Below are 18,949 nucleotides of genomic sequence, written 5' to 3'. Positions count from 1 at the left end.
AACTTCTGGCCTGCCGCGGGAGGACCTCGCGCGCGGACGTCGTGCGGCCGTCCTGGTCGAGGAGCTCGGCGAGCGCCTGAGAGACAGCGAATCGGGTCAGCACCTCGGGGTGTAGTAGGACGCGGACTGCTGGCGGGCCCGGCCGGAGAGACGGAAGACGAACGTGCCCCTCTGGTGCAGGACGGCTCTCCGCTCCCCGGTGTCCGGGTCCTCCGTCTTAACGAAGTCCTGCTGCGAGAGGTGGTCCGCCCGGTGGACGGGAACCACCCAGGAGCCCTTGGAGGCGTCGCCGTTCTTGGCGACCTCGTAGAGGTCCTCCTCGGCGAAGAAGCCGGTGTAGGACATGAGGCCCTCGTAGACGGCGCCGAGCTGGTTAATTCCGAGCTCGGCGTACGAGATGAAGCCACGGTCCTTGCCGCGGGCCTCCTTGCTGAGCAGGAGGTGTCGGAGCACCTGCTGCATGGCCTCGCGTCCCGAGCGACCTCGTCGATGAGGGCCGTCGCCTCCGAGTCGAAAAGGTCGGCCTTGAGGTTGCGGAAGGTGAGCCCCTCGAGGGCCGCGCCTGCGTCGTCGGCGGAAGGCGCGCCGTTGTGCCCCTCGTTGACGAGCCGGAAAAGCACGGCCAGGGACTGATAAAGGTGGGTGCTCTCCTTGCGCGGGGAGGTGAGCTCGACGAGCGTGAGGTCGCGAAGGCGGTCGAGGCTGTAGCCGCGTTCGTACTCGGACGCCCCATTGGGGAGGACGCCCATCTCCGGGGACGCCTCGGCGTAGAGCAGGAAGAGGATGCGGTACAGGAACCGCAGCGCCTGCTTCGCCAGTGGCTGGGCCTGGTCGGCGGGCAGAGGCTGAAGCCCTCGGAGCCTCCGGCGGCGGACCACCTCGTTGCCGATGATCTCGATGGAAAGTCGGACGCCTTCGCGGAGGTCCTGCGAGACGCCGACGGTGTGCCTGACCGACTCCTCGAGAACGTCGTGCCACCAGATCGTGCCCTCGGCGTCGGGAGGACCAGCACCGAGATCAGCAGCGCGACGGGCGACTCGCCGAGGGCGGAGAGCACCTGGAACCAGGTGGCGTCGGCGGAGACGACCCCCAGGGAGCGGAGGAAGTCCAGGCCGGTGTTCATGAAGATCAGGAGCAGCGGCAGCAGGAGCATGCCGATGACCGTCCCGACCTTGGGCAGGTCCCTGGGCTGGTCCTCGTCGATGGTGCCGAAGAGCGCGGGGATCGGCAGGACGTACTTCTTGCCGACGCGCAGACCCCAGATGTAGCCGGAGACGTACCAGAGCGGGAAGGCCATGACGAGGCCGACGAGCAGCACGAGGCCGAGGTTGGCTCCGTAGAGCTCGGTCGCGGTGACCGGGCCGGGGTGCGGGGGCACGAAGACGTGCATGACCGAGAAGGCGGCGGCCGCCGGGATGCCGAACAGCAGCACGTTGTTCCCGAGGCGGCGGGCGACGGCGAAGATGATCGGCAGCATGACCACGAGGCCGGCGTCGAAGAAGATCGGGAAGCCCATGATGAGGGAGGCGATGCCGAGCGCGAACGGGGCCCTCCGCTCGCCGAACACGTCGACGAGCTTGTTGGCGAGAACCATCGCGCCGCCGCTGTGCTCGACGAGCTTGCCCAGCATGGCTCCCAGTCCCACCAGCAGTGCGACGGACCCGAGGGTGCCGCCGAAGCTCGACACCATCGTGTCGACGATGACGAAGGTGAGCGTGTACCACTCCTGCATGCCCCACCGAGCCACGTTCAGGAGCGAGCCGGTCCGGCGCGCCTGGAACCGTTCCGCCGCGAACACGCCCATCTGGCAGGTGACGGAGCTCAGCACCAGGATCGTGGTGTTGCCCAGCGCGAACGGGAAGTTCAGCACGCTGGTGTGCTCGGCCCACGCCTCGGGCCCGGCCACCGACCGGTGCGTGAAGTACATGGCGAAGAGACCGGCGAAGAACATCAGCTCGCTGGACAGCCAGACCATCACGCCGACGGAGAGCGTATTCGGTCTGGTGACCGCCACGGGGGCCGAGCTCGGGCAGCAGTAGTTGACGACACGCTGTCATTATGGCTCAGGTCCGGGCAGTTCTGGCCACTCGCGACGTCGCGAGTCTCACCCTCGGAGCCCGTTCCTGCGCAGTTCCGCGGAAAGGTCCAGCTCGGCAGTTGGTGCTCCCGTCCCGGGCGCAAAGGCGATGCGCCCGGTTTGCCCCGGTTGGCGCTTCCGCCCGAGCGTCGTCACGGGTTTCGGGACCGAGAAGTCCGCTGGTCGACGGCCCGGGGCGGACGGCCCGAAGCCGACGTCGAGATCACCGGGCCGAGGTCCCCCCGAGGGTCCCCGGGCGGGCGGCGCGGGGCGCCTGCCGCCCCGCGACGTCCTTGGCCGTGCTGCCGTCAGCTCTTCCAACGGTGCCGGTCCGCGGATGGTTCCCGCCGTCCCGGCCGGACGGCTGGTTGGACAGAGGCTCGTCCATGAGGAACACGCGCGGCTGGCGCACGATCGCGCGGCCCATGGCCACGCGCTGACGCTGACCGCCGGAGAGCGCCTTCGGCTTGCGCTGGAGGTACTCGGTCAGGTCGAGGATCTTCGCGGCCTCCTTGACGCGCTGCTCGATCTCGGCCTTCGGGGTGCCGGCGATCTTCAGCGCGAAACCCATGTTGTCCGCGACGGACATGTGCGGGTAGAGCGCGTAGTTCTGGAAGACCATGGCGATGTCACGGTCCTTCGGCTGGACGTCGGTGACGTCGCGGTCGCCGATGAAGATCCGGCCGGAGTTGACGTCCTCGAGGCCGGCCAGCATGCGCAACGAGGTGGACTTGCCGCAGCCGGAGGGGCCGACGAGGACGAGGAACTCGCGCTGGTCCTCCTGCGTGACGAGGTACTGGCGGTTCAGCTCTTCCCCGAGCCGTCCCGTCTGGCCGGCGTCACGCAGCTCGGCCATCTTGTCGTCGAAGGTGGCCCGGTCGACCACCTCGACGTTGAAGAGCATCTCGGCGTGGAACTCCCCGCACAGCTCCGCGCACTTGCCGGAGTAGATGCCCTCCTTCTGCGGGGTGACCTGGAACGTGTTGGTCCGGCCCGGGATGATGTCGACCTTGTACAGGAAGGCCGGGATCCAGAACGCGTGGGCGACGTCGCGCGACTTCACGGTGAACGTGACGGTCTCGTCGACCGGCAGGTACAGGGTCGGCAGCGTCTCCTCGCCCTCCTGCCCGGTCAGCGAGATGCGGTCGCCCGAGAAGTAGACGTCCTCGGTGAGGTAGTTGAAGTCCCAGCTCCACTGCTTGCCGTAGACCTCGATCTCCTGGTCCGCGGGCTCGGCCTCGGCGTTGATCTCCCCCGCGGAGGAGGTGGTTCCGGCCGCCTGCGTCGACGGGGTCACGTCCTGGAAGTCGGCGGTGACCTTGCTCGAGAAGAAGAAGAGCACGCCGATCATCAGGACGGGCACGACGGTGTACATGAGCTCGAGCGGCACGTGGTAGCGCAGCTGCACGGGCAGACGGTCGTCGTTCTTGCGCTTGCGGTAGGCGACGATGCACCAGATCGTCAGGCCCCAGACGAGGACGCCGACGGCGAGGGCGGCGATCCAGGACCCGTTCCACAGGTCGATCAGGCTGTCGACCTTGTCGGTGGCACGCACCACGCACGAAGGCCCCGGCACCGTGAAGGTGCCGGGGCCTTACGTCAGGCGCCCGGAGGCACCCCGAAGAGCTGGCCGGGCGGACCCGGCGTCTCGACCTGAGATCAGAGCGGGCGGATGTTCTCCGCCTGCGGGCCCTTGGGGCCCTGGGTCACGTCGAACTCGACCTTCTGGTTCTCCTCCAGCGAGCGGTAGCCCGAGGACTGGATCGCCGAGTAGTGGGCGACGTCGGCCGAGCCGTCGTCCGGCGCAATGAAGCCGTAGCCCTTCTCAGCGTTGAACCACTTAACGGTTCCGGTAGCCATGGTTGCTCCTTCCGAGCAGTGAGACGGCCCCCCCGGTTGGGGGGCCGTGTGTCACGGTGTTCGTCGTCTGCTCCATGAAGGACAAGCAACCCGACAGGCGGCCGGGGCCTAACAAACTTGATGCACTGCAACTTGGGCACGAGCCTACGGCATATCGGCTGGTCGAAGGCAAGTGTTTCCCGGCACATCGGAATGTCTGGGGCGGGACCTCAGTGCTGAGGACCGTGGTGGCCGCCGGGCTGGAGCTTGCCACGGTGCTTGAGGCCGCCGGTCCAGGCGAAGATCGAGGCGATCGGGTTGGTCGAGGTGGGCTTGCCCTGCTGGTGCTGGCGGTAGTGCCGCGTGACCGTGCCGTGGGCGGCCTCGGCCTCGACGGTCTTGCCGTCCGGGGTCATCAGGACCGAGGTCATGAGGCCGAGGGAGCCGAAGCCCTGGGCGACGGTGTCGGACTGGACGTCGCGTCGTAGTTCTTGCAGGCCCAGACGTAGCCGCCCTCCCACTTCATGGCGGACGCGACCATGTCGTCGATGAGGCGGTGCTCGTAGGTGAGCCCGGCCTCCTCGAACTGGGCCTTGTACTCGTTGTCGAAGACCTCCTGGAAGATGTCCTTGAAGGCGCCGTCGTACGCCTTGAGGATCGTGTTCTTCGTGGAGAGGTACACCGGGTAGCTGCGCTGGAGGCCGTAGGCGAAGGAGGCCCGCGCGAAGTCCGCGATGGACTTGTTGTAGTTGTACATGCCCATCGCGACGCCGCCGTCCTCGCCGTAGTTGGCGACGACGTGCTGGATCGGCTCCGAGCCGTCCTCCGGCGTGAAGGTGATGGTCAGCTGGCCGGCGGGCACCTTGAAGTTGGTGGCCTTGTACTGGTCGCCGTGCGCGTGACGGCCGATGACGATCGGCTTGGTCCAGCCCGGCACCAGGCGCGGGACGTCCGAGATGATGATCGGCTCGCGGAAGACGACGCCGCCCAGGATGTTGCGGATGGTGCCGTTGGGCGAGACCCACATCTTCTTGAGGCCGAACTCCTCGACGCGGGCCTCGTCGGGGTGATCGTGGCGCACTTGACGCCGACGTTGTGCTCCTTGATGGCGTTCGCCGCGTCGATGGTGACCTGGTCGTCCGTGGCGTCACGGTTCTGGATCGACAGGTCGTAGTAGCGCAGGTCCACGTCCAGGTAGGGGTGGATGAGTCGGTCCTTGATGAACTGCCAGATGATGCGCGTCATCTCGTCGCCGTCGAGCTCGACGCACGGGCCCGCCACCTTGATCTTCGTCATGGTCCCGCAACACTCCTGACCGCCCGTGACGGGCGCAGATCGACTTCTCGCGCGCGGGCCGCGCGACAGACAGAGCCGACACGTCTTCGGTGCTTGCATTCGCTGGTGACACCGCCAACTTCCCACACCTCGCTGGCCTCCAGCCGGACCTCTATCGCTGCTTCATGGAGCAGACGTGGCGGCACGCGTCTGGCCGCGGCACCGTTGGGCTTGTCCACCCCGAGACCCATTTCACGGACGAGAAGGCCGGAATCCTGCGTCGAGCCACGTACCAGCGGCTGCGCCGGCACTGGCAGTTCCTCAACGAGCTAATGCTCTTCGATATCGACCACCACGTGAGCTACGGCGTGCACGTGTATGGCGCCGCCCGGGAGCGGCTTTCCTTCACGCGACGTCGCTGTACCACCCGGACACCGTAGAGCGGTCCTTCAGGCATGACGGCACCGGACTGGAGCCGGGCCTCAAGGACCCCGGCGGCAACTGGGATCTACCGCCCCCACTCCAACCGGATTATCGAGGTCACACCCGAGGTGCTGAGAACCTGGCATGACGTACTTGAACGACGACCTGCCAGTTGGAAATACCCGCATGGTTTATACGGTGAGCCGCTCCTCGGCTGATGTGCTCGGCAAGCTCGTGGCTGCCCCGCGGGTTGGTTCACTCGGCTTGAAGTTCTCTCGAGGTTGGGACGAAAGCCGAGATCGAAAGGCGGGGCGATTCTCGCCCAGCTGGGGCCGCGCGCAATCTTGGGACGACGTAATCCTTCAGGGCCCGCACCTGCACGTCGTGACGCCGTTCTACAAGTCGCCCAACCCGACGATGCGCCACAACCTCGATTGGTCACCCGTCGACCTCGAACGGCTGCCGGCGGATGCCGTCCCCGTGACGTCGTACAACTCGCCATCTCCGTTGATTTCGCTATATGGAAGTCGCCTTCCATTTGAGGAGAGTGAACTCTCTGGGTCGCGCACCTGTCAAGACGGTGCGGGACAGTGTTCGTGCCGCAGACGCGGGCGGGTCAGGACTTTTCTCGTTCCTCCCGGTGCGAACGGGACGTAAGCCCCAGGAACCGGACATTTGGGTGCCGCATGCTCTTCTACAAGACAAGAGCAGCACCGCAAGTCACGGCAGGACCCCTCACAGCACCGACGCTCAAAGGAGAGCACGATGGCCACCACGACCCCGCGCCGCACGGAGCGCGAAGTCACCATGCAGGAAGACATCATCACCAGGTCGGCGGTGCGCAAGACCCTCGCCGTCGGCCGCATCATCATCGGCTGGACGTTCCTCTGGGCCTTCATCGACAAGTTGTTCGGCTGGGTACGATGACTCCCGCCGAGCGCGCCTGGATCAACGGCGGCACGCCCGCCCAGGGCTTCATCAACGGTATCGAGAGCCCCTTCGCCGGCTTCTTCCAGCTCTTCGCCAACCCCTTCGGCGACGCGCTCTTCATGGCCGGTCTCCTCGGCATCGGCGTGGCGATGGTGGCGGGCGCGGACTGAAGATCGCCGCCGTCACCGGCTCACTGCTTCTGTTCTTCATGTACCTCGCCGAGCTGCCGCTGGCCATCGGCGGCACCAACCCCATCACCGACTCCCACTGGATCGAGGCCATGCTGCTGATCATCTCGCGGTCACGCTCTCGGGCGCACGTGGGGGCAGGCCGGGCTCCGGGGTGCCTGCGCCCCACTTGCCTGCACTTGCACGGTTTGGGCGACCAGGCTTGCCCGGTCCAGCACTCCTCGAATCTCGGACCGGTCGGCGCCGGTGGGGAGGATGTCGCGGACTCCGGCTCGCAGTGCGGCGAGGCCGACCTCGTGTCCACCGTCGGACACCAGCACGACAACGATGGTCGGGAAGTGCTGTCCGAACTGTTGCACGAAGTCGAGAGCTCGATCGACCGGTGTGTTCGGGCCGATCACAAGGACATCGGGCAACGGGGCCCCGTTAGACGGGCGACAAGATCGGCGGGCCCCCGGCAGCGCTCCTGGAAGGGAGAGATAGCGCCGGAGGTAGCCGCGTGGAACCGCTCTTCAAAGGTGGGCGTTGAGGAAGTCAGGACGATGCGCGTCATTCGAACACGTTCTCCTCGGTCACAATTCCAGTGCCATCTTGCGTAGCCTCAGCGCCCTCCAACGAGAGCCAGATCCTGGCATACTCCGCCGCGAAGACGATGCGCTCGGCGTCGTGAGGCGTGACCGCAAGAGTCACCAGGAGTTGCGCTGCGGGCTGCGGTTCTGCGGAAGCTCCGGATTCTTCCGACTCACCTTCCGTCGGTTCCTGAGCCTCTGGAGCGATCATCACGATGCGCGCCCCCGGCATGACCATGTTCCGGATGCCGATCTTCACCTGGAACGTCCTCATCACCTCGATCCTGGCGCTGATGGCGTTCCCGGTGCTGGCCGCCGCCCTGTTCGGCCTCGCCGTCGACAGGCTCCTCGGCGGGCAGATCTACAACCCGGAGGCCGGCGGGGCGCTGCTGTGGCAGCACCTGTTCTGGTTCTTCGGCCACCCCGAGGTCTACATCATCGCGCTGCCGTTCTTCGGCATCGTCTCCGAGGTCATCCCGGTCTTCTCCCGCAAGCCGCTCTTCGGCTACAAGGGCCTGGTCTTCGCCACCATCTCCATCGCGGCGCTGTCCGTGACCGTGTGGGCGCACCACATGTTCACCACCGGCGGCGTGATGCTGGAGTTCTTCTCCCTGATGACGATGCTCATCGCGGTGCCCACGGGCGTGAAGTTCTTCAACTGGATCGGCACGATGTGGCGCGGGAAGCTCACCTTCGAGACGCCGATGCTCTACTCGCTCGGGTTCCGCCTGGGCGATGGTGAGGTTGCGCATCACCGTCATGTGGGGGAAGAGGTTGAACTGCTGGAAGACCATGCCGATCCGGGTGCGGATGCGGTCGATGTCGACGTCGGGGTCCAGGACGTCGCGCCCTCGATGAGGATCTCCCCGCCCGTGGGCGTCTCGAGCAGGTTCACCGAGCGCAGCAGGGTGGACTTGCCGGAGCCGGAGGGACCGACGACGCAGACCACCTCTCCGGGCCGGACGGTCAGGTCGATGCCCTTGAGGACCTCGTTGTCGCCGAAGCTCTTGCGCAGCCCCCGGATCTCGATCGCGGGCGCCGGGCGCGGGTTCGGTCAGGGTGTCGTCGCTCATCGGGTCTTGGCCATCTTTCGCTCGAGCCACGCGACCAGCCGGGTCAGCGGCACGGTGACCAGCAGGTACAGCATCGCCGCCATGATCAGCGGTGTGCCGTTGGCGTAGGTGGTCAGGCCGTCGCGGGCGAAGGTGGTCAGCTCCTTGGTGAACACCGTGGAGCCGGCGATGAACAGCAGCGAGGTGTCCTTGAGGAGCAGCACGAACTCGTTGGTCATCGGCGGGATCACGATGCGGATGCCCTGCGGCAGGACCACCCAGAACATCGTGCGCCCCGGCGACATGCCAGGCGATCAAAGACACGCTGGTCCGGCAGGTCGTCGACGCCTCCGACCGTATCCCCAAGTTCCTCCTGCCAGTCATCCGCGACCGGCTGAGCGCAGGCGGGAATGTCTCGCGCGCGATCCTGGTAGTAGCGGCGTGGAGCCGCTTCATCGAGCGCACGAGGAGCGCGCACCACGGACCGGTCCTGGTGGACAAGCGTTCCGCTGACCTCAATGCCGCTGTCGTCGCAGAGGCATCCACGCCGGGCGCGTTCCTCGACTACGAGCCTGTGTTTGGTGACCTGAACGGCAACGGCACGTTGCGGGAACAGTTTGCGGCCGCACGGCGCAGCTGGATGAGCTCGGCGCCCGCGGGGCGATGGTCGCCGCTATGAAGGTTGGCGGCTGACCCGGTTCAAGCAGTGTCGCTGACGGACACGGATGGCCACCAGACGGGCGCAGGAGATGGGAAGGCGTGTCAGCTCTCTCAGCGGGCTGAACGTCCACGCCTGGAGCGCCGTCTTCCTGCCGCACCCGACGCCGCCGGCGCGGGGATGTCGAGTTGCGGGGTGCCCCTGCGAATATCTCGTGCGTTCTTCGATCCTCGGTCGTGGATCGGGCGGAGAGGAGGCCGAGAAAGCTCTGCCGGAGGGGCGTACCCACGACGCTTCGCTGGCGACCGCGCGGGCCGGGCAACGCCGCGCTGTTCCTCACACCCGCGGAAACCCGCTCAGCCGGCAGAGCGCCTGGGCGGTGCTCCAGACCGCGGCCGGCCGGGCCGGGCTGACCGAGCACATCTCCCCGCACACGCTGCGGCACTCCTTCGCCACCCACCTGCTGGCAGGTGGGGCCGACGTGCGCGTGGTGCAGGAGCTGCTGGGCCACGCGTCCGTGACGACGACGCAGATCTACACGCAGGTCACCGTGCAGACCCTGCGCGAGGTCTACGCCGCCGCACACCCGCGAGCTCTGAGCTGACCCCCCTTCGCGGCGAGACGTCAACTTCTCCGCGAGAGGTCATCTTCTCCGCGAGAGGTGGCGGTCTCAAGGGGTGGTTGCAGCACCGGCTTGTTGGTGGGTGGAGAGTAGCGCCTCGAGAGCCTCGGCCGGGGTGCGCCAGTCCAGGGTCATGCGGGGGCGGCCGTTGAGGAGGGCGGCGACCTCGTCGAGGCGTTCGGGGCCGTGGACCGACAGGTCGGTGCCCTTGGGGAAGTACTGGCGCAGCAGGCCGTTGGTGTTCTCGTTGGAGCCGCGCTGCCAGGGGCTGTGCGGGTCGCAGAAGTACACCGGCAGGTCGGTGGCGAAGGTGATCTCGGCGTGGCGAGCTCGCGGCGCCGGCGTTCGTCTCGTCGGCCTGACCACTGGTCGGCCGAGACTTTCCGACCACGCCAGCAGTGTCGGCACCGGTGATCGAGCGTCTCGAGAGCGTCGTCGTGTCGGGCGGGAGGGCGTCGTCAAACCCGACCGGGCGATCTTCAAGATCGTTCTAGAACGTCACGATCTCCGGCCGGAGGCGACGGTGTTCGTGGACGACTCTCCCGCGAACGTCGCAGGGGCAGAGTCCGTCGGAATCCGCGGGGTTCTCTTCACCGACGCGGCCCAGCTCCGTGCGGACCTCGTTCAGCTCGGGTTCCTACGCGATGCGCCGGGACATCAGAATGGTGGCTCGGCTGGCTGAGGCGGCAGGTCTCCGTCGTCCCACAACGGCAGGCGGTGTGGCCGTCCGGCAAGGACGGAAGTCGCGGAACGCTGCGAAGCGGGCGAGACCGTTGCGGTGGACGAGTCCGGCGCAGCGGATGAGACCGTTGCGGTGGACGAGCCCGGCGCAGCGGATGAGACCGTTGCGGTGGGAGAACCGGGTGCAGCGGGCGAACCCGGCGAAGCGGGGGAGCCCGACGCAGAGGATGACCGGGATTTGGACGGATGCGCCTCTGACAGTTGAGGCGTGGTCGCGCCGTCGCTCGTGCGGACCTTGTCCCAGGCATCGAGAAGCGCAGCGGCCCGAGGGGGTGGCGAGGGCGAGCGCGGAACCTCGTCCGGAGCGGGCTGCCCGCGCCCACGAGGTAGTGAGGCTTCAATCGAGTGGATCGCAGACGCGTGTCCAAATCGCGTTGCGGCCAGGGTGCGGGGTACCGCCTCTTCGACCGCGCGTTGTGCGCGTCAGGCTCGTCCAACTTCATCGGCTTCCTGGAGATTTCATTGAACCGAACTGGTGGTCGAATTGCTCCTTGGATATGTCAATTTCTCTGGAACGTCGAACTCGGCGGCATGTCGAGCGAGGTACGCCGTGGAGAGCAGCCGATAAGCAGACCAGGCGGATAGCCTGGCGCGGTTGGTGCCCCTGATACGGTCGCTCAGTTCGCGTTGTCCATCGTGGGGAGTTCCCTCTAGTGAGTCCCCGCCTCGACGCCCCCCCTGTCAGAGCAACTGCGTGAGGGGACGCGCGCCGAGCACCGGGCGGCAGAGTCCCAGGCCTTCGTGGACAAGCTGCTCGCAGGCGGGCTCGACGTCACCGCCTATGCTGACCTCGCCGCGCAGCAACTCGAGATTTACAGCGCTCTCGAGGACGTCGGCGACCAGATCCGACGGGACCCACGCGTAGCAACCCTTGGTTTCACTGAGCTCAAACGCGTCCCTTCCATCAAGCGCGACCTCACCCATCTCTACGGCCCGGACTGGCGCGCCGAAATCCGCATCCTCCCCGCCACCCGCACCTACGCGGCCCCGGCTCCGCGCCGTCGTCGCTGCAGGACGTCGACGTCCTCGCCCGGCCGCGGGCCGTCGTCCTCCGCGGCGAACGCTACTGACTTCCATCGAGCTTCCCGGCGGGCACGTGACCTCCCGGGGAACCGCAACCCCGCGAGCGGCTGAGTTCCCGCGGAGAGGGCATGACGTCTCGCGGAGGAGTTGACGCCTCGCGGAGGAGTTGACGCCTCGCGGAGGAGTTGACGTCTCGCGGCGGGGGGGGGGCGGACATCTCGGTCGTCCAAAAGGGTTGCCGTCACACCCGGTTCCGTGGTTCATTACTCTAGTAATGAACCATGGAACGAGGGTGGTCATGTTCGACGGTCCTGAACCGATCTACGTGCAGATCGCGGAGCAGCTGCGCCGGCAGGTGCTCGACGGCACGTTGGCGGCCGGCGACCAGGTCATGTCCACCACCCAGTACGCCACCACCTTCCGCATCAACCCCGCGACGGCGGCGAAGGCGTTCGCCCAGCTCGTCGACGAGGGGGTGCTCTACAAGCAACGAGGAGTCGGGATGTTCGTCGCCGAGGGAGCCCGCGAACGTCTGCGTGAGCAGCGCCCTGCGAGAGCTCGTCGTGGCACTCGCGGAGGTCAAGCAGGCCGCCGCGCGCACCAACCGTGCTCTGGGCCTTCTGGAAGAGGAAGTCGCAGACGCGATATCGGCCGCGTGCGCCGAGATCGTCGGCGGCAGCTGGCACGACCACTTCGTCGTCGACTGCGTCCAGGGCGGCGCCGGGACGTCCACGAACATGAACGCCAACGAGGTCGTGGCGAACCGGGCGCTGGAGCTTCTCGGTCACCCGCGGGGGGCGTACTCGGTCGTCCACCCCCTCGACTCCGTCAACAAGAGCCAGTCCACCAACGATGTCTATCCCACGGCGCTGCGCCTGGCAGCTCATCGCGCCGTGGGCCGGCTGATCGAGGCTCTGCGCCACCTGCAGGGTGCCTTCACGGGGAAGGCGACCGAGTTCACGGACGTCGTGACGATCGGCCGCACCCAGCTCCAGGACGCCGTCCCGGTGAGCCTCGGGCACGTCTTCGCGGCCTACGCCGTGACGCTGGGGGAAGACTGCGACCGGCTGACCGAGGAGTCGTCCGCTGCTCAGCGACGTCCCTGGCACCGTGGCTTCGTCGGACCAGCTGGCATAGGAGGAACCGCCCGGGCTGAGCAGCGCGACGCCGGCCGCGACGGCGGCGGTAGCGCTGATCACGCGGGCGGTCTTCATCTACGGAGCTTTCGTGAGTCGAAGAAGGGGCTGCCCTCCTCGGAACCGCAGGGGGGAGGCTCCGAGGAGGGCGTCTTGAGCCCGGAGGTGCTCGAGGAGGGTTCTCCTCGGGGCTGGGGGTCGCCCCGAGGAGCCCCGTGCTCCTCACTGCTCCAGAGGCGGTGAGGAGTGTCTGTGGTGATCAGACGGCGTTGGGTCCGACCTGGCTCGCGCGCAGCACGACGTTCTTGAGGTTGACCGTCTGAAGCTGGGTCTCGTTCCCGCTCTCGTACGGGAAGACGATCTTCGCCGTCACGACGACGGTCCTCGTACCGACTGCTGCGGTCAGCGGGTCGGTGACGTCGTCCCCGTTCACGGTGAACTCGGCGCTCTGCTCCAGAGCAGCTGCGAGCTCCTCGGAGCCGACGACGCTCGGGTCAGCGAGGTTGGTGCCGAGCGTGTACTCCAGCGCCTCACCCTCCGCCGTCACGTGGTCCCACTTATAGCTTCGCCGCGATTTCGGTCGACGTGGCGGCTAGTTACGCCGAAAGGCAGCAACTTCAGAACGGCGCCGACGCTGCTGCCCTCGCCGTCGCCCAGGAGTGCGCCCTCGACGGTTGCCCCGCTGACCCCGAGGCGCTAGCTGATGCAATGGTCCTTGGAAATGTCAACGACGGGACGGTCGACACGTCGACGTCGACATGTCTCAGCCTGGCCGTGTCGCGGTGACCGCCACGGAGGACCAAACGCACTGGTTCGCGCCCATCTTGTCATCCGACTTCGAGGCAACCACCGTAACAGCGGACGCCACCGCGGTCTGGGGCGGCATCGGCTCAACCACCAGCATTCCACTCATCTTCTCAGCATGTGTCATCCAGAACTCAATCCAAGCCGGTGGCAGTTCATTCGTATTTCAGAATGGCAGGTACGAGCTTACGACGTCACCTAGCGCGGTCGTTACGATCAACGCGGTAACTAACGGGAACGGCAACGTCGACGCCATTTCTCAAGAGTGCGCACTCCAGGGCTCGGGACATTTCGACCCGACGCCACCGGGCGGCTTCGGGGTCATCGACGGATAGCGGCGTTCGACGTGCCTCGGCAGCCTGCCCGTTGACCGACGTCATCGACGGACCAGGCCGCCCAGGCGCTCGAGGGCCTCGTGGCCGGCCAGCGCATCAACTGGGTCTGGATGCCGCCGTGGGGGCCGGAGAAGATCACGCCCATCGGGCGCGAGCAGCTTCGCGCCATCGGCTTCACGTCTGAGCCCGGCGTGTCTGTGGCCCCGCAGCTCCCCGTGAGCTGCGCGCCGCATCTCCCCTCGTCTCCCTCTTCACGAAGGCCCACGCAGGCGGTAGCGTCCCTTCTCGCATGCCGGAATAGGACTTTCACAGCGCACCGTGGTGGCCGCTCTCTCGCGCCACGCGGGCGCGCTGCGTGTTCCGGTCCATCTGCAGGGCTTCTACGAGGAGGTCATGTGTCCACCAGCAACGCGGTCAGCGCCAAGCATCCCGTCGACGAGATCCCACGACTCGACCGGCTCTTCCCCCTGGGCCTCCAGCACGTCCTGGCGATGTACGCCGGCGCGATCGCCGTCCCGCTCATCGTGGGCGGCGCGCTGGGCTACTCGTCCGAGGACATCGCACACCCCGCCAGCCTCGGCCAACCACGTGCGTGCCCCCTCGCGTGACACGCCCGCGGCCGCCGCCGCCGACTCGAACGTCCAGTCCCCGGCCCGGATCGCCCGCCAGAACGCCCTGCGCCCCGGGACCCACACCATCGGACGCGGCACCCGCACCACCTCTTCTCATCGAGGTGTTGCGTGGACCCCTTGAGACCGCCCGTCATCTTCTCCGCGAGATGTCACGTTCTCCGCGAGACGTCATCCCTCCGCCGGTCCCTCCCTGGTCGGAAAGACGTTGCCTGCTCCGGCTCGTGGTGCGCCCCGGAGGCCATCTGACGTCCGTAGCGCGGGTCCGGTTGGCATGCGGGTTCGGCAGTGGTGAGGATTCGGTGCCCCTTGCGCACCAAATCCTCACCGCTCTGAGTGAGCGAACCGGGATTGCGTCGAAGTGCCCATTTTACGGGCGAGTTGATCGTCCCGGAGATGAACTGCGCCCGGAAGCTCGCCCGGTACAGGCGATCGTTCTCCTCGGTGAACGCCTGGGTGAACGCGTCCTGGCTGTTGAACGCGGTGACGAGCTCGTGGCCGGTGAAGGCCTCCTCCACCTGGCCGCCGAGATCGCCGGTGGACTTCCACTGGGCGACGAAGTGGGGCTGGGCCCGCTTGGCGATCGTCATCGTCAGCCAGGCTGAGAGCGGCACGGTGACGAGCGCGATGAGGGCCAGCTGCCACGAGAGGTAGAACATCATGCCCAGCACGCCGAGCACCGTCAGCAGCGAGACGATCAGCTGCGAGAGGGTCTGCTGCAGCGACTGGGTGACGTTGTCGATGTCGTTGGTGACGCGGGAGAGCGTGTCGCCGCGCGCCTGGGAGTCCAGGTGCGAGAGGGAGAGCCGGTCGATCTTGGCCTGGACCTGCCGCCGCAGCCGGTACCCGGTGCGCTGGACGACGTGCGCGAGGATGAGCCCCTGGCCCCAGCCCAGGACGGCGGCCACCGCGTAGACGGCGAGGACCACGAGGACGGTGGTGCCGAGCGCGCCGAAGTCGATGCCCTGCCCCGGCACGACGTCCATCCCGGAGACCATGTCGGCCACCTGGTCCTGCCCCGACGCCCGCAGACCGGCGATCGCCTGCGCCTTCGAGACGCCGGCCGCAGCGCTTGCCGACCCTGGGCTTCGACCCCATTGCCCGAAAGCCAGAGCCATGCTTCCCTGTTCCCTCTCCCGCATCCTCAACTACGTGGTCCTGCTCTTCGTCGCGGTGAGCCTGGTGTACATCCTCGCCGCCACCCAGCTGGATCCGAGGATGCTGTACGAGCAGCGCAACCCCCCCGGTCGACCCCGCGTCGATCGAGAACGCGCTGCGGTCGTACAACCTCAGCGACCAGGTCCCGCTCCTCGAGCGCTACTGGACGTGGCTGAGCGGGGTCGTCACGCAGTGGGACTGGGGGCGCACGCCCTTCGGGGCCAGCGTCAACGAGGAGATCGGGACGCGGATGTTCGTCTCCCTCCGCCTGGTGGCGGCGGGATCGCTGCTCGGCATCGTCCTCGGGGTGGCGCTCGGGGCGTGGATGGCAGTGCGGCAGTACCGGATGAGCGACCGGGTCACCACGCTGGCCTCGCTGATCATCATCTCGACCCCCACGGTGGTCATCGCCGTGGTGCTGCAACTTCTTGCGATCAAGTACAACCAGGCCACGGGCAGCCAGTTCTTCGAGTTCCTGGGCGAGACCGGGCGCCACGGTGACACGGCGCTGTCGCCGCTGTGGGACAGGCTCCAGCACCTGCTGCTGCCCACCCTGACGCTGCTGCTCATCTACGCCGCGACGTACAGCCGGATCCAGCGCAACCTCATGCTCGACACGCTCGGCGCCGACTACGTGCGCACCGCCCGCCCAGGGCGGCGGAAGGCCGCCGCGCTGCGCAAGCACGCCGGGGGGAGACGTCCTCGACGATCCTCACCGTGTCGGTCCACACGCGCTCATCCTCCCGGGAACGGCACGTACCGGTCGGCCACATCCACCGCCGAGATCGTGGGAGTGTCGACCTGCCGCTGTGACCTGACAGATTGCTTGGCCACTGGATGGGTTCGTGACCTCGGTGTTTGACACTGGTGGCCACTGATGGTGACAGCCAAGTTGGCCACTCGCCGGGTGCATGACACAGAACGTGGACATCAGTAGGAGTGGTTTGTCAGCACCGGTGGCCGAGCAGGGCATCAGGCGCGACCACAATATGTAGGGGGCGTCCTGGCGATCAACCGCAATATGTGGACGACACGCCGAGTGAGGTCCGCGGGTGGGTGAACCCCTGGGTGCACCATGGGAGCGCGCAAAACGACCCCGGCTGGCAGAGCGTCAACCGTACGGTCAACAGCCATCCGGGGTCAGATGTTCTGGGGAGAACGCTGACACCCTACTCCGAGTGGGCATTGCGAGCGGCACAAGGGTCGCGGCGCGTGTCTCATGCGGAGGGCTGGCGCGGAATGGAGGTACCCCTCATGGGGAAGACCCTCAAGCCGGGGACTCCGGCCCCTGGTTCCGGTCAGTACGAGATAGTGGGGCCGCGCGGTGGACGCACGGGCCAGGAGAGAACGGCCATTCAGGGTAGACCGCTCCCTCCGACCCCGCGGGCAGGCCAGAAGTTCGTCTACACCGACCCGAGCCGTAACGCAAGGTGGGAGCCGCTTGATGCGGGTCTGGTAACCGGGGCCGGACGGCTTCCTGGGCTGGCACACCAGGTCACGCCTCAAGGCTCTAACCGATCATGCAGTAGTCCCCGTTGGGCGGTCGCAGTGGCCCCGCCTGCGGGAGTTGGCCCGCTCCGCTGATGCTGTCATCCATATTGCGGGAATCAACAGGGCGCCCGACCATGACCTCGAGAACGGTAACCTCCAACTTGCTCGAGACCTTGCAGACGCCATCCGCCATTCCGAATCACTTCGCACGATTGTCTATGCCAACTCCACACAGTCCTTAAACGACTCCCCCTACGGACGCGGAAAGGCGAAGGCGGCCGATCTCTTACGCGACACCGCACATTCCGTCGGAGCCTCATTTTTGGACGTCATTCTGCCGAATTTATTCGGCGAGCACGGGCGATCTGACTACAACTCCTTCGTCGCGACGTTCGTGCATCGGGTAATCTCGGAACAATCCCCGACTGTCCAGGATAAACCCATCACCCTCCTACATGCCCAGGACGCCGCACAAGCGCTGATCGACGGACTCACGGCCTCTTTCGGCGCCGAACAGTTGGCGCCTACTAGCACCGCAACGACAGTCGGCGAAGTGCTCCGAACACTTAAATACCAATTCGGACAGTATCGAAGCGGCGACATACCGGCATTGGCGAGCAATCTTGAAGTACGACTATTCAATACCCTACGTGCGGCCATGTTTCAGACCTATCCCCCGGTGCCCCTTCATCGTCACGTGGATTCCCGAGGCAGCCTAGTCGAAACGGTCAGGGCCCACGGAAGCGAAGGCCAGACCTTCTTTTCCAGCACCAGACCAGGAGTGACACGTGGTCAGGACGAGAATCCTGAACTCGGAATGGCCGAGCAAGCATGTCATTGCTCTTGATCGCGACCTAGGGGACAGTGCCCCGTTCCTTCCACCCTATGTCGGAACTACCGAGATGGACGGCGCGACAATAACCTACGTCCGTCCAGGCTACCTTAACCAGTTACGCGCCTTCGCTATGCTCGCGAAATCGGTGACGGACGCAGACGTACTCTGGATTCAATCAGTTTACGATCCCGCCTTTGCGATCACACCGTTGGTTTGGGCGTGGTTGTACAAACGCCACTTGCGTCTCTTGGTCTCTCCGCGGGGCAGTCTCGCATCGGACCACCACGATTCGGGGCGCGCGGGATTTAAGCGTTTTGTAGACCTCTTCATGAAGATTTCCGGCATGGACTCGCGGATTATCTGGATAGCTAGCGGTGAAGGTGAACGCGCGGACATCCGACGGGTTTTTCCAAAGGCACGTGTGCGGCTATCACCGGAACAATCGGTCTACGCGGGAGAGCCACTCGTCTATCGGCAGCCTACTGTGCCGACCCGTTTCCTCTTCCTCGGACGACTAACTCCCTTAAAGGGCCTTCGGGAGACCATAGAGATTTTGCGGCACGTCACATCTCCGGCTCACTTAACTGTCGCGGGCAACGCCGAGGACGGTGCCTACTTGCGCGATGTGAAACAATTGGCTGAACTCTTACCGCAGCGAATTTGGTGTCGCTCAACGACTGCGTCCGTCGCATCTTGGCCCAACCGGAGGGGCAGGGGGGTGCCTGTGTGCTTCCTGCCGGTACACCATGGCCCACTCGAGACCGAAGCAGGCTGTGGACGGGGCCGTGAAGCTGTGGCGTTGAGCAATGTATGGATGTACTGCACGCTGTCTCGTCGCACAGCGATAAAGGCTGGAGCATCGAAGCGCACAGCCCCATCGGCGGTCGTCTTGTACCAGCGCCAAGCGTGGTGCGGGGCGGGCGTGCCGTTGTCCGGCAGCAGGATGATCCTTGCTCCAGGGTGCCAGCGTCGGACGAGGCGAGGCTTCGTACCGTAGTAGTCATAGAGGAAGTCATCGATTGGATGACGCTCACCCGTCGCAGCCCGTCGCCTGTGATCGGCAGTAAAGGCGTCAGCCCTAGTGGCGTGTGCCTGTTCGATGGTTCGCCATTCGGACGGCGCAAGCTGCACATCGTCCTCGCTCATGGAGCCACCGGATCCCGG

General features: G+C 66.3%; 20 protein-coding genes and 9 pseudogenes. 17 read left to right on the top strand and 12 right to left on the bottom strand.

The features are described from left to right. Positions 1-96 precede the first annotated feature (96 nt). The 6 genes and pseudogenes from DA06_RS23970 to DA06_RS23945 all read right to left on the bottom strand — a co-directional run. On the bottom strand, positions 97-453 hold the full coding sequence (locus tag DA06_RS23970; protein ID WP_418606261.1) for a hypothetical protein: 357 nt from the start codon (positions 451-453) through the stop codon (positions 97-99). Beyond that, positions 374-1,975, bottom strand: coding sequence for an SLC13 family permease (locus tag DA06_RS23965; protein WP_418606260.1), 1,602 nt, complete (start codon positions 1,973-1,975; stop codon positions 374-376). Before DA06_RS23965 ends, DA06_RS23970 begins: the two co-directional genes overlap by 80 nt. A 469-nt stretch (positions 1,976-2,444) precedes the next feature. Continuing rightward, positions 2,445-2,846 (bottom strand): annotated as a pseudogene (locus tag DA06_RS23960) (ABC transporter ATP-binding protein); the annotation flags it as partial. Between the two features lie 27 nt (positions 2,847-2,873). After that, a pseudogene (gene coxB, locus DA06_RS23955) lies at positions 2,874-3,653 on the bottom strand (cytochrome c oxidase subunit II); the annotation flags it as partial. 83 nt (positions 3,654-3,736) lie between these two features. Further along, a complete protein-coding gene (locus DA06_RS23950) occupies positions 3,737-3,937 on the bottom strand; it encodes a cold-shock protein (RefSeq protein WP_043506816.1) in 201 nt (66 codons plus the stop codon). A 242-nt stretch (positions 3,938-4,179) separates the two neighbouring features. Then, a pseudogene (locus DA06_RS23945) lies at positions 4,180-5,161 on the bottom strand (NADP-dependent isocitrate dehydrogenase); the annotation flags it as partial. Between the two features lie 215 nt (positions 5,162-5,376). Here DA06_RS23945 and DA06_RS23940 point away from each other — a divergent pair. From DA06_RS23940 to DA06_RS23930, 3 genes are all read left to right on the top strand, one after another. Continuing rightward, positions 5,377-5,631 carry a hypothetical protein gene (locus DA06_RS23940; protein WP_418606259.1) on the top strand — a complete coding sequence of 85 codons (255 nt, stop codon included), beginning with the start codon at positions 5,377-5,379 and terminating at the stop codon, positions 5,629-5,631. 748 nt (positions 5,632-6,379) lie between these two features. Next, entirely contained in the window at positions 6,380-6,541 is a 162-nt protein-coding gene (locus DA06_RS23935) for a hypothetical protein (protein WP_418606257.1), read from the top strand. Further along, entirely contained in the window at positions 6,538-6,714 is a 177-nt protein-coding gene (locus DA06_RS23930; RefSeq protein ID WP_418606255.1) for a hypothetical protein, read from the top strand. The genes DA06_RS23935 and DA06_RS23930 overlap by 4 nt, the downstream gene beginning before the upstream one ends. Before the next feature lie 567 nt (positions 6,715-7,281). Here DA06_RS23930 and DA06_RS23925 read toward each other — a convergent pair. Further along, on the bottom strand, positions 7,282-7,560 hold the full coding sequence (locus tag DA06_RS23925) for a hypothetical protein (RefSeq protein ID WP_418608399.1): 279 nt from the start codon (positions 7,558-7,560) through the stop codon (positions 7,282-7,284). On the opposite strand from DA06_RS23925, the pseudogene DA06_RS23920 reads away from it, so the two are divergent. After that, positions 7,508-8,026: pseudogene (locus DA06_RS23920) on the top strand (cbb3-type cytochrome c oxidase subunit I); the annotation flags it as partial. The gene DA06_RS23925 and the pseudogene DA06_RS23920 overlap by 53 nt on opposite strands. Here the strand turns inward: DA06_RS23920 and DA06_RS23915 are convergent. After that, positions 7,994-8,331: pseudogene (locus DA06_RS23915) on the bottom strand (ATP-binding cassette domain-containing protein); the annotation flags it as partial. The pseudogenes DA06_RS23920 and DA06_RS23915 overlap by 33 nt on opposite strands. A 39-nt stretch (positions 8,332-8,370) precedes the next feature. Beyond that, a complete protein-coding gene (locus DA06_RS23910) occupies positions 8,371-8,658 on the bottom strand; it encodes an ABC transporter permease subunit (protein ID WP_418606254.1) in 288 nt (95 codons plus the stop codon). An 8-nt stretch (positions 8,659-8,666) separates the two neighbouring features. On the opposite strand from DA06_RS23910, the gene DA06_RS23905 reads away from it, so the two are divergent. Then, positions 8,667-9,032, top strand: coding sequence for a hypothetical protein (locus DA06_RS23905; RefSeq protein WP_418608195.1), 366 nt, complete (start codon positions 8,667-8,669; stop codon positions 9,030-9,032). Between the two features lie 316 nt (positions 9,033-9,348). Continuing rightward, positions 9,349-9,615: pseudogene (locus tag DA06_RS23900) on the top strand (tyrosine-type recombinase/integrase); the annotation flags it as partial. 66 nt (positions 9,616-9,681) lie between these two features. Here DA06_RS23900 and DA06_RS23895 read toward each other — a convergent pair. Beyond that, positions 9,682-9,972, bottom strand: a pseudogene (locus tag DA06_RS23895) (IS30 family transposase); the annotation flags it as partial. On the opposite strand from DA06_RS23895, the gene DA06_RS23890 reads away from it, so the two are divergent. The 4 genes and pseudogenes from DA06_RS23890 to DA06_RS23875 all read left to right on the top strand — a co-directional run bounded on the left by DA06_RS23890 (position 9,872) and on the right by DA06_RS23875 (position 12,776). Beyond that, a complete protein-coding gene (locus tag DA06_RS23890; RefSeq protein ID WP_418606253.1) occupies positions 9,872-10,315 on the top strand; it encodes an HAD family hydrolase in 444 nt (147 codons plus the stop codon). The pseudogene DA06_RS23895 and the gene DA06_RS23890 overlap by 101 nt on opposite strands. Positions 10,316-11,052: 737 nt before the next feature. Continuing rightward, the gene (locus DA06_RS23885) at positions 11,053-11,508 is read left to right on the top strand and encodes a biliverdin-producing heme oxygenase (protein WP_418608193.1); all 456 of its coding nucleotides are present in this window, start codon (positions 11,053-11,055) and stop codon (positions 11,506-11,508) included. Between the two features lie 187 nt (positions 11,509-11,695). Next, a pseudogene (locus DA06_RS23880) lies at positions 11,696-11,935 on the top strand (GntR family transcriptional regulator); the annotation flags it as partial. Further along, positions 11,934-12,776 (top strand): lyase family protein, encoded by an 843-nt coding sequence (locus DA06_RS23875; protein WP_418606252.1) that lies wholly within the window; start codon positions 11,934-11,936, stop codon positions 12,774-12,776. The pseudogene DA06_RS23880 and the gene DA06_RS23875, both read left to right, overlap by 2 nt. A 16-nt stretch (positions 12,777-12,792) precedes the next feature. Here DA06_RS23875 and DA06_RS23870 read toward each other — a convergent pair whose 3' ends face one another. Continuing rightward, positions 12,793-13,080 (bottom strand): hypothetical protein, encoded by a 288-nt coding sequence (locus DA06_RS23870; protein ID WP_418606250.1) that lies wholly within the window; start codon positions 13,078-13,080, stop codon positions 12,793-12,795. 38 nt (positions 13,081-13,118) lie between these two features. Between DA06_RS23870 and DA06_RS23865 the strand changes: the two genes are divergently transcribed. The 5 genes and pseudogenes from DA06_RS23865 (at position 13,119) to DA06_RS23845 (ending at position 14,425) form a co-directional block, all read left to right on the top strand. Then, positions 13,119-13,319, top strand: a complete 201-nt coding sequence (locus tag DA06_RS23865; RefSeq protein ID WP_418606248.1) for a pilus assembly protein TadG-related protein — start codon at positions 13,119-13,121, stop codon at positions 13,317-13,319. Next, positions 13,316-13,672, top strand: a complete 357-nt coding sequence (locus tag DA06_RS23860; RefSeq protein ID WP_418606247.1) for a hypothetical protein — start codon at positions 13,316-13,318, stop codon at positions 13,670-13,672. Before DA06_RS23865 ends, DA06_RS23860 begins: the two co-directional genes overlap by 4 nt. A 16-nt stretch (positions 13,673-13,688) precedes the next feature. Next, positions 13,689-13,848 (top strand): annotated as a pseudogene (locus DA06_RS23855) (metal-sulfur cluster assembly factor); the annotation flags it as partial. A gap of 219 nt (positions 13,849-14,067) precedes the next feature. Next, complete coding sequence (locus tag DA06_RS23850) at positions 14,068-14,280, top strand: solute carrier family 23 protein (protein WP_418606246.1); 213 nt, start codon at positions 14,068-14,070, stop codon at positions 14,278-14,280. Further along, positions 14,261-14,425, top strand: a complete 165-nt coding sequence (locus tag DA06_RS23845; RefSeq protein ID WP_418605391.1) for a hypothetical protein — start codon at positions 14,261-14,263, stop codon at positions 14,423-14,425. Before DA06_RS23850 ends, DA06_RS23845 begins: the two co-directional genes overlap by 20 nt. Before the next feature lie 28 nt (positions 14,426-14,453). On the opposite strand, the gene DA06_RS23840 is transcribed toward DA06_RS23845, so the two are convergent. Continuing rightward, complete coding sequence (locus tag DA06_RS23840; RefSeq protein WP_418606244.1) at positions 14,454-15,299, bottom strand: ABC transporter ATP-binding protein; 846 nt, start codon at positions 15,297-15,299, stop codon at positions 14,454-14,456. Between the two features lie 410 nt (positions 15,300-15,709). On the opposite strand from DA06_RS23840, the gene DA06_RS23835 reads away from it, so the two are divergent. Further along, a complete protein-coding gene (locus DA06_RS23835) occupies positions 15,710-16,321 on the top strand; it encodes an ABC transporter permease subunit (protein WP_418606243.1) in 612 nt (203 codons plus the stop codon). Between the two features lie 615 nt (positions 16,322-16,936). Continuing rightward, a complete protein-coding gene (locus tag DA06_RS23830; RefSeq protein WP_418608191.1) occupies positions 16,937-17,797 on the top strand; it encodes an NAD-dependent epimerase/dehydratase family protein in 861 nt (286 codons plus the stop codon). The last annotated feature ends 1,152 nt before the right edge of the window (positions 17,798-18,949 follow it).

Origin of the sequence: Georgenia sp. SUBG003, from assembly GCF_000715355.2 — a bacterium.
Classification (GTDB): domain Bacteria; phylum Actinomycetota; class Actinomycetes; order Actinomycetales; family Actinomycetaceae; genus Georgenia.
This window is presented reverse-complemented; position numbering and strand designations above follow the sequence as displayed.

Excerpts from the sequence above, each read along its gene's own strand:
- DA06_RS23930 (WP_418606255.1), top strand. The coding sequence starts at position 6,538 with ATGACTCCCGCCGAGCGCGCCTGGATCAACGGCGGCACGCCCGCCCAG.
- DA06_RS23940 (WP_418606259.1), top strand. The coding sequence starts at position 5,377 with ATGGAGCAGACGTGGCGGCACGCGTCTGGCCGCGGCACCGTTGGGCTT.
- DA06_RS23965 (WP_418606260.1), bottom strand. The coding sequence starts at position 1,975 with ATGGTCTGGCTGTCCAGCGAGCTGATGTTCTTCGCCGGTCTCTTCGCC.
- DA06_RS23950 (WP_043506816.1), bottom strand. The coding sequence starts at position 3,937 with ATGGCTACCGGAACCGTTAAGTGGTTCAACGCTGAGAAGGGCTACGGC.
- DA06_RS23935 (WP_418606257.1), top strand. The coding sequence starts at position 6,380 with ATGGCCACCACGACCCCGCGCCGCACGGAGCGCGAAGTCACCATGCAG.
- DA06_RS23840 (WP_418606244.1), bottom strand. The coding sequence starts at position 15,299 with ATGGTCTCCGGGATGGACGTCGTGCCGGGGCAGGGCATCGACTTCGGC.
- DA06_RS23835 (WP_418606243.1), top strand. The coding sequence starts at position 15,710 with ATGTTCGTCTCCCTCCGCCTGGTGGCGGCGGGATCGCTGCTCGGCATC.
- DA06_RS23910 (WP_418606254.1), bottom strand. The coding sequence starts at position 8,658 with ATGTCGCCGGGGCGCACGATGTTCTGGGTGGTCCTGCCGCAGGGCATC.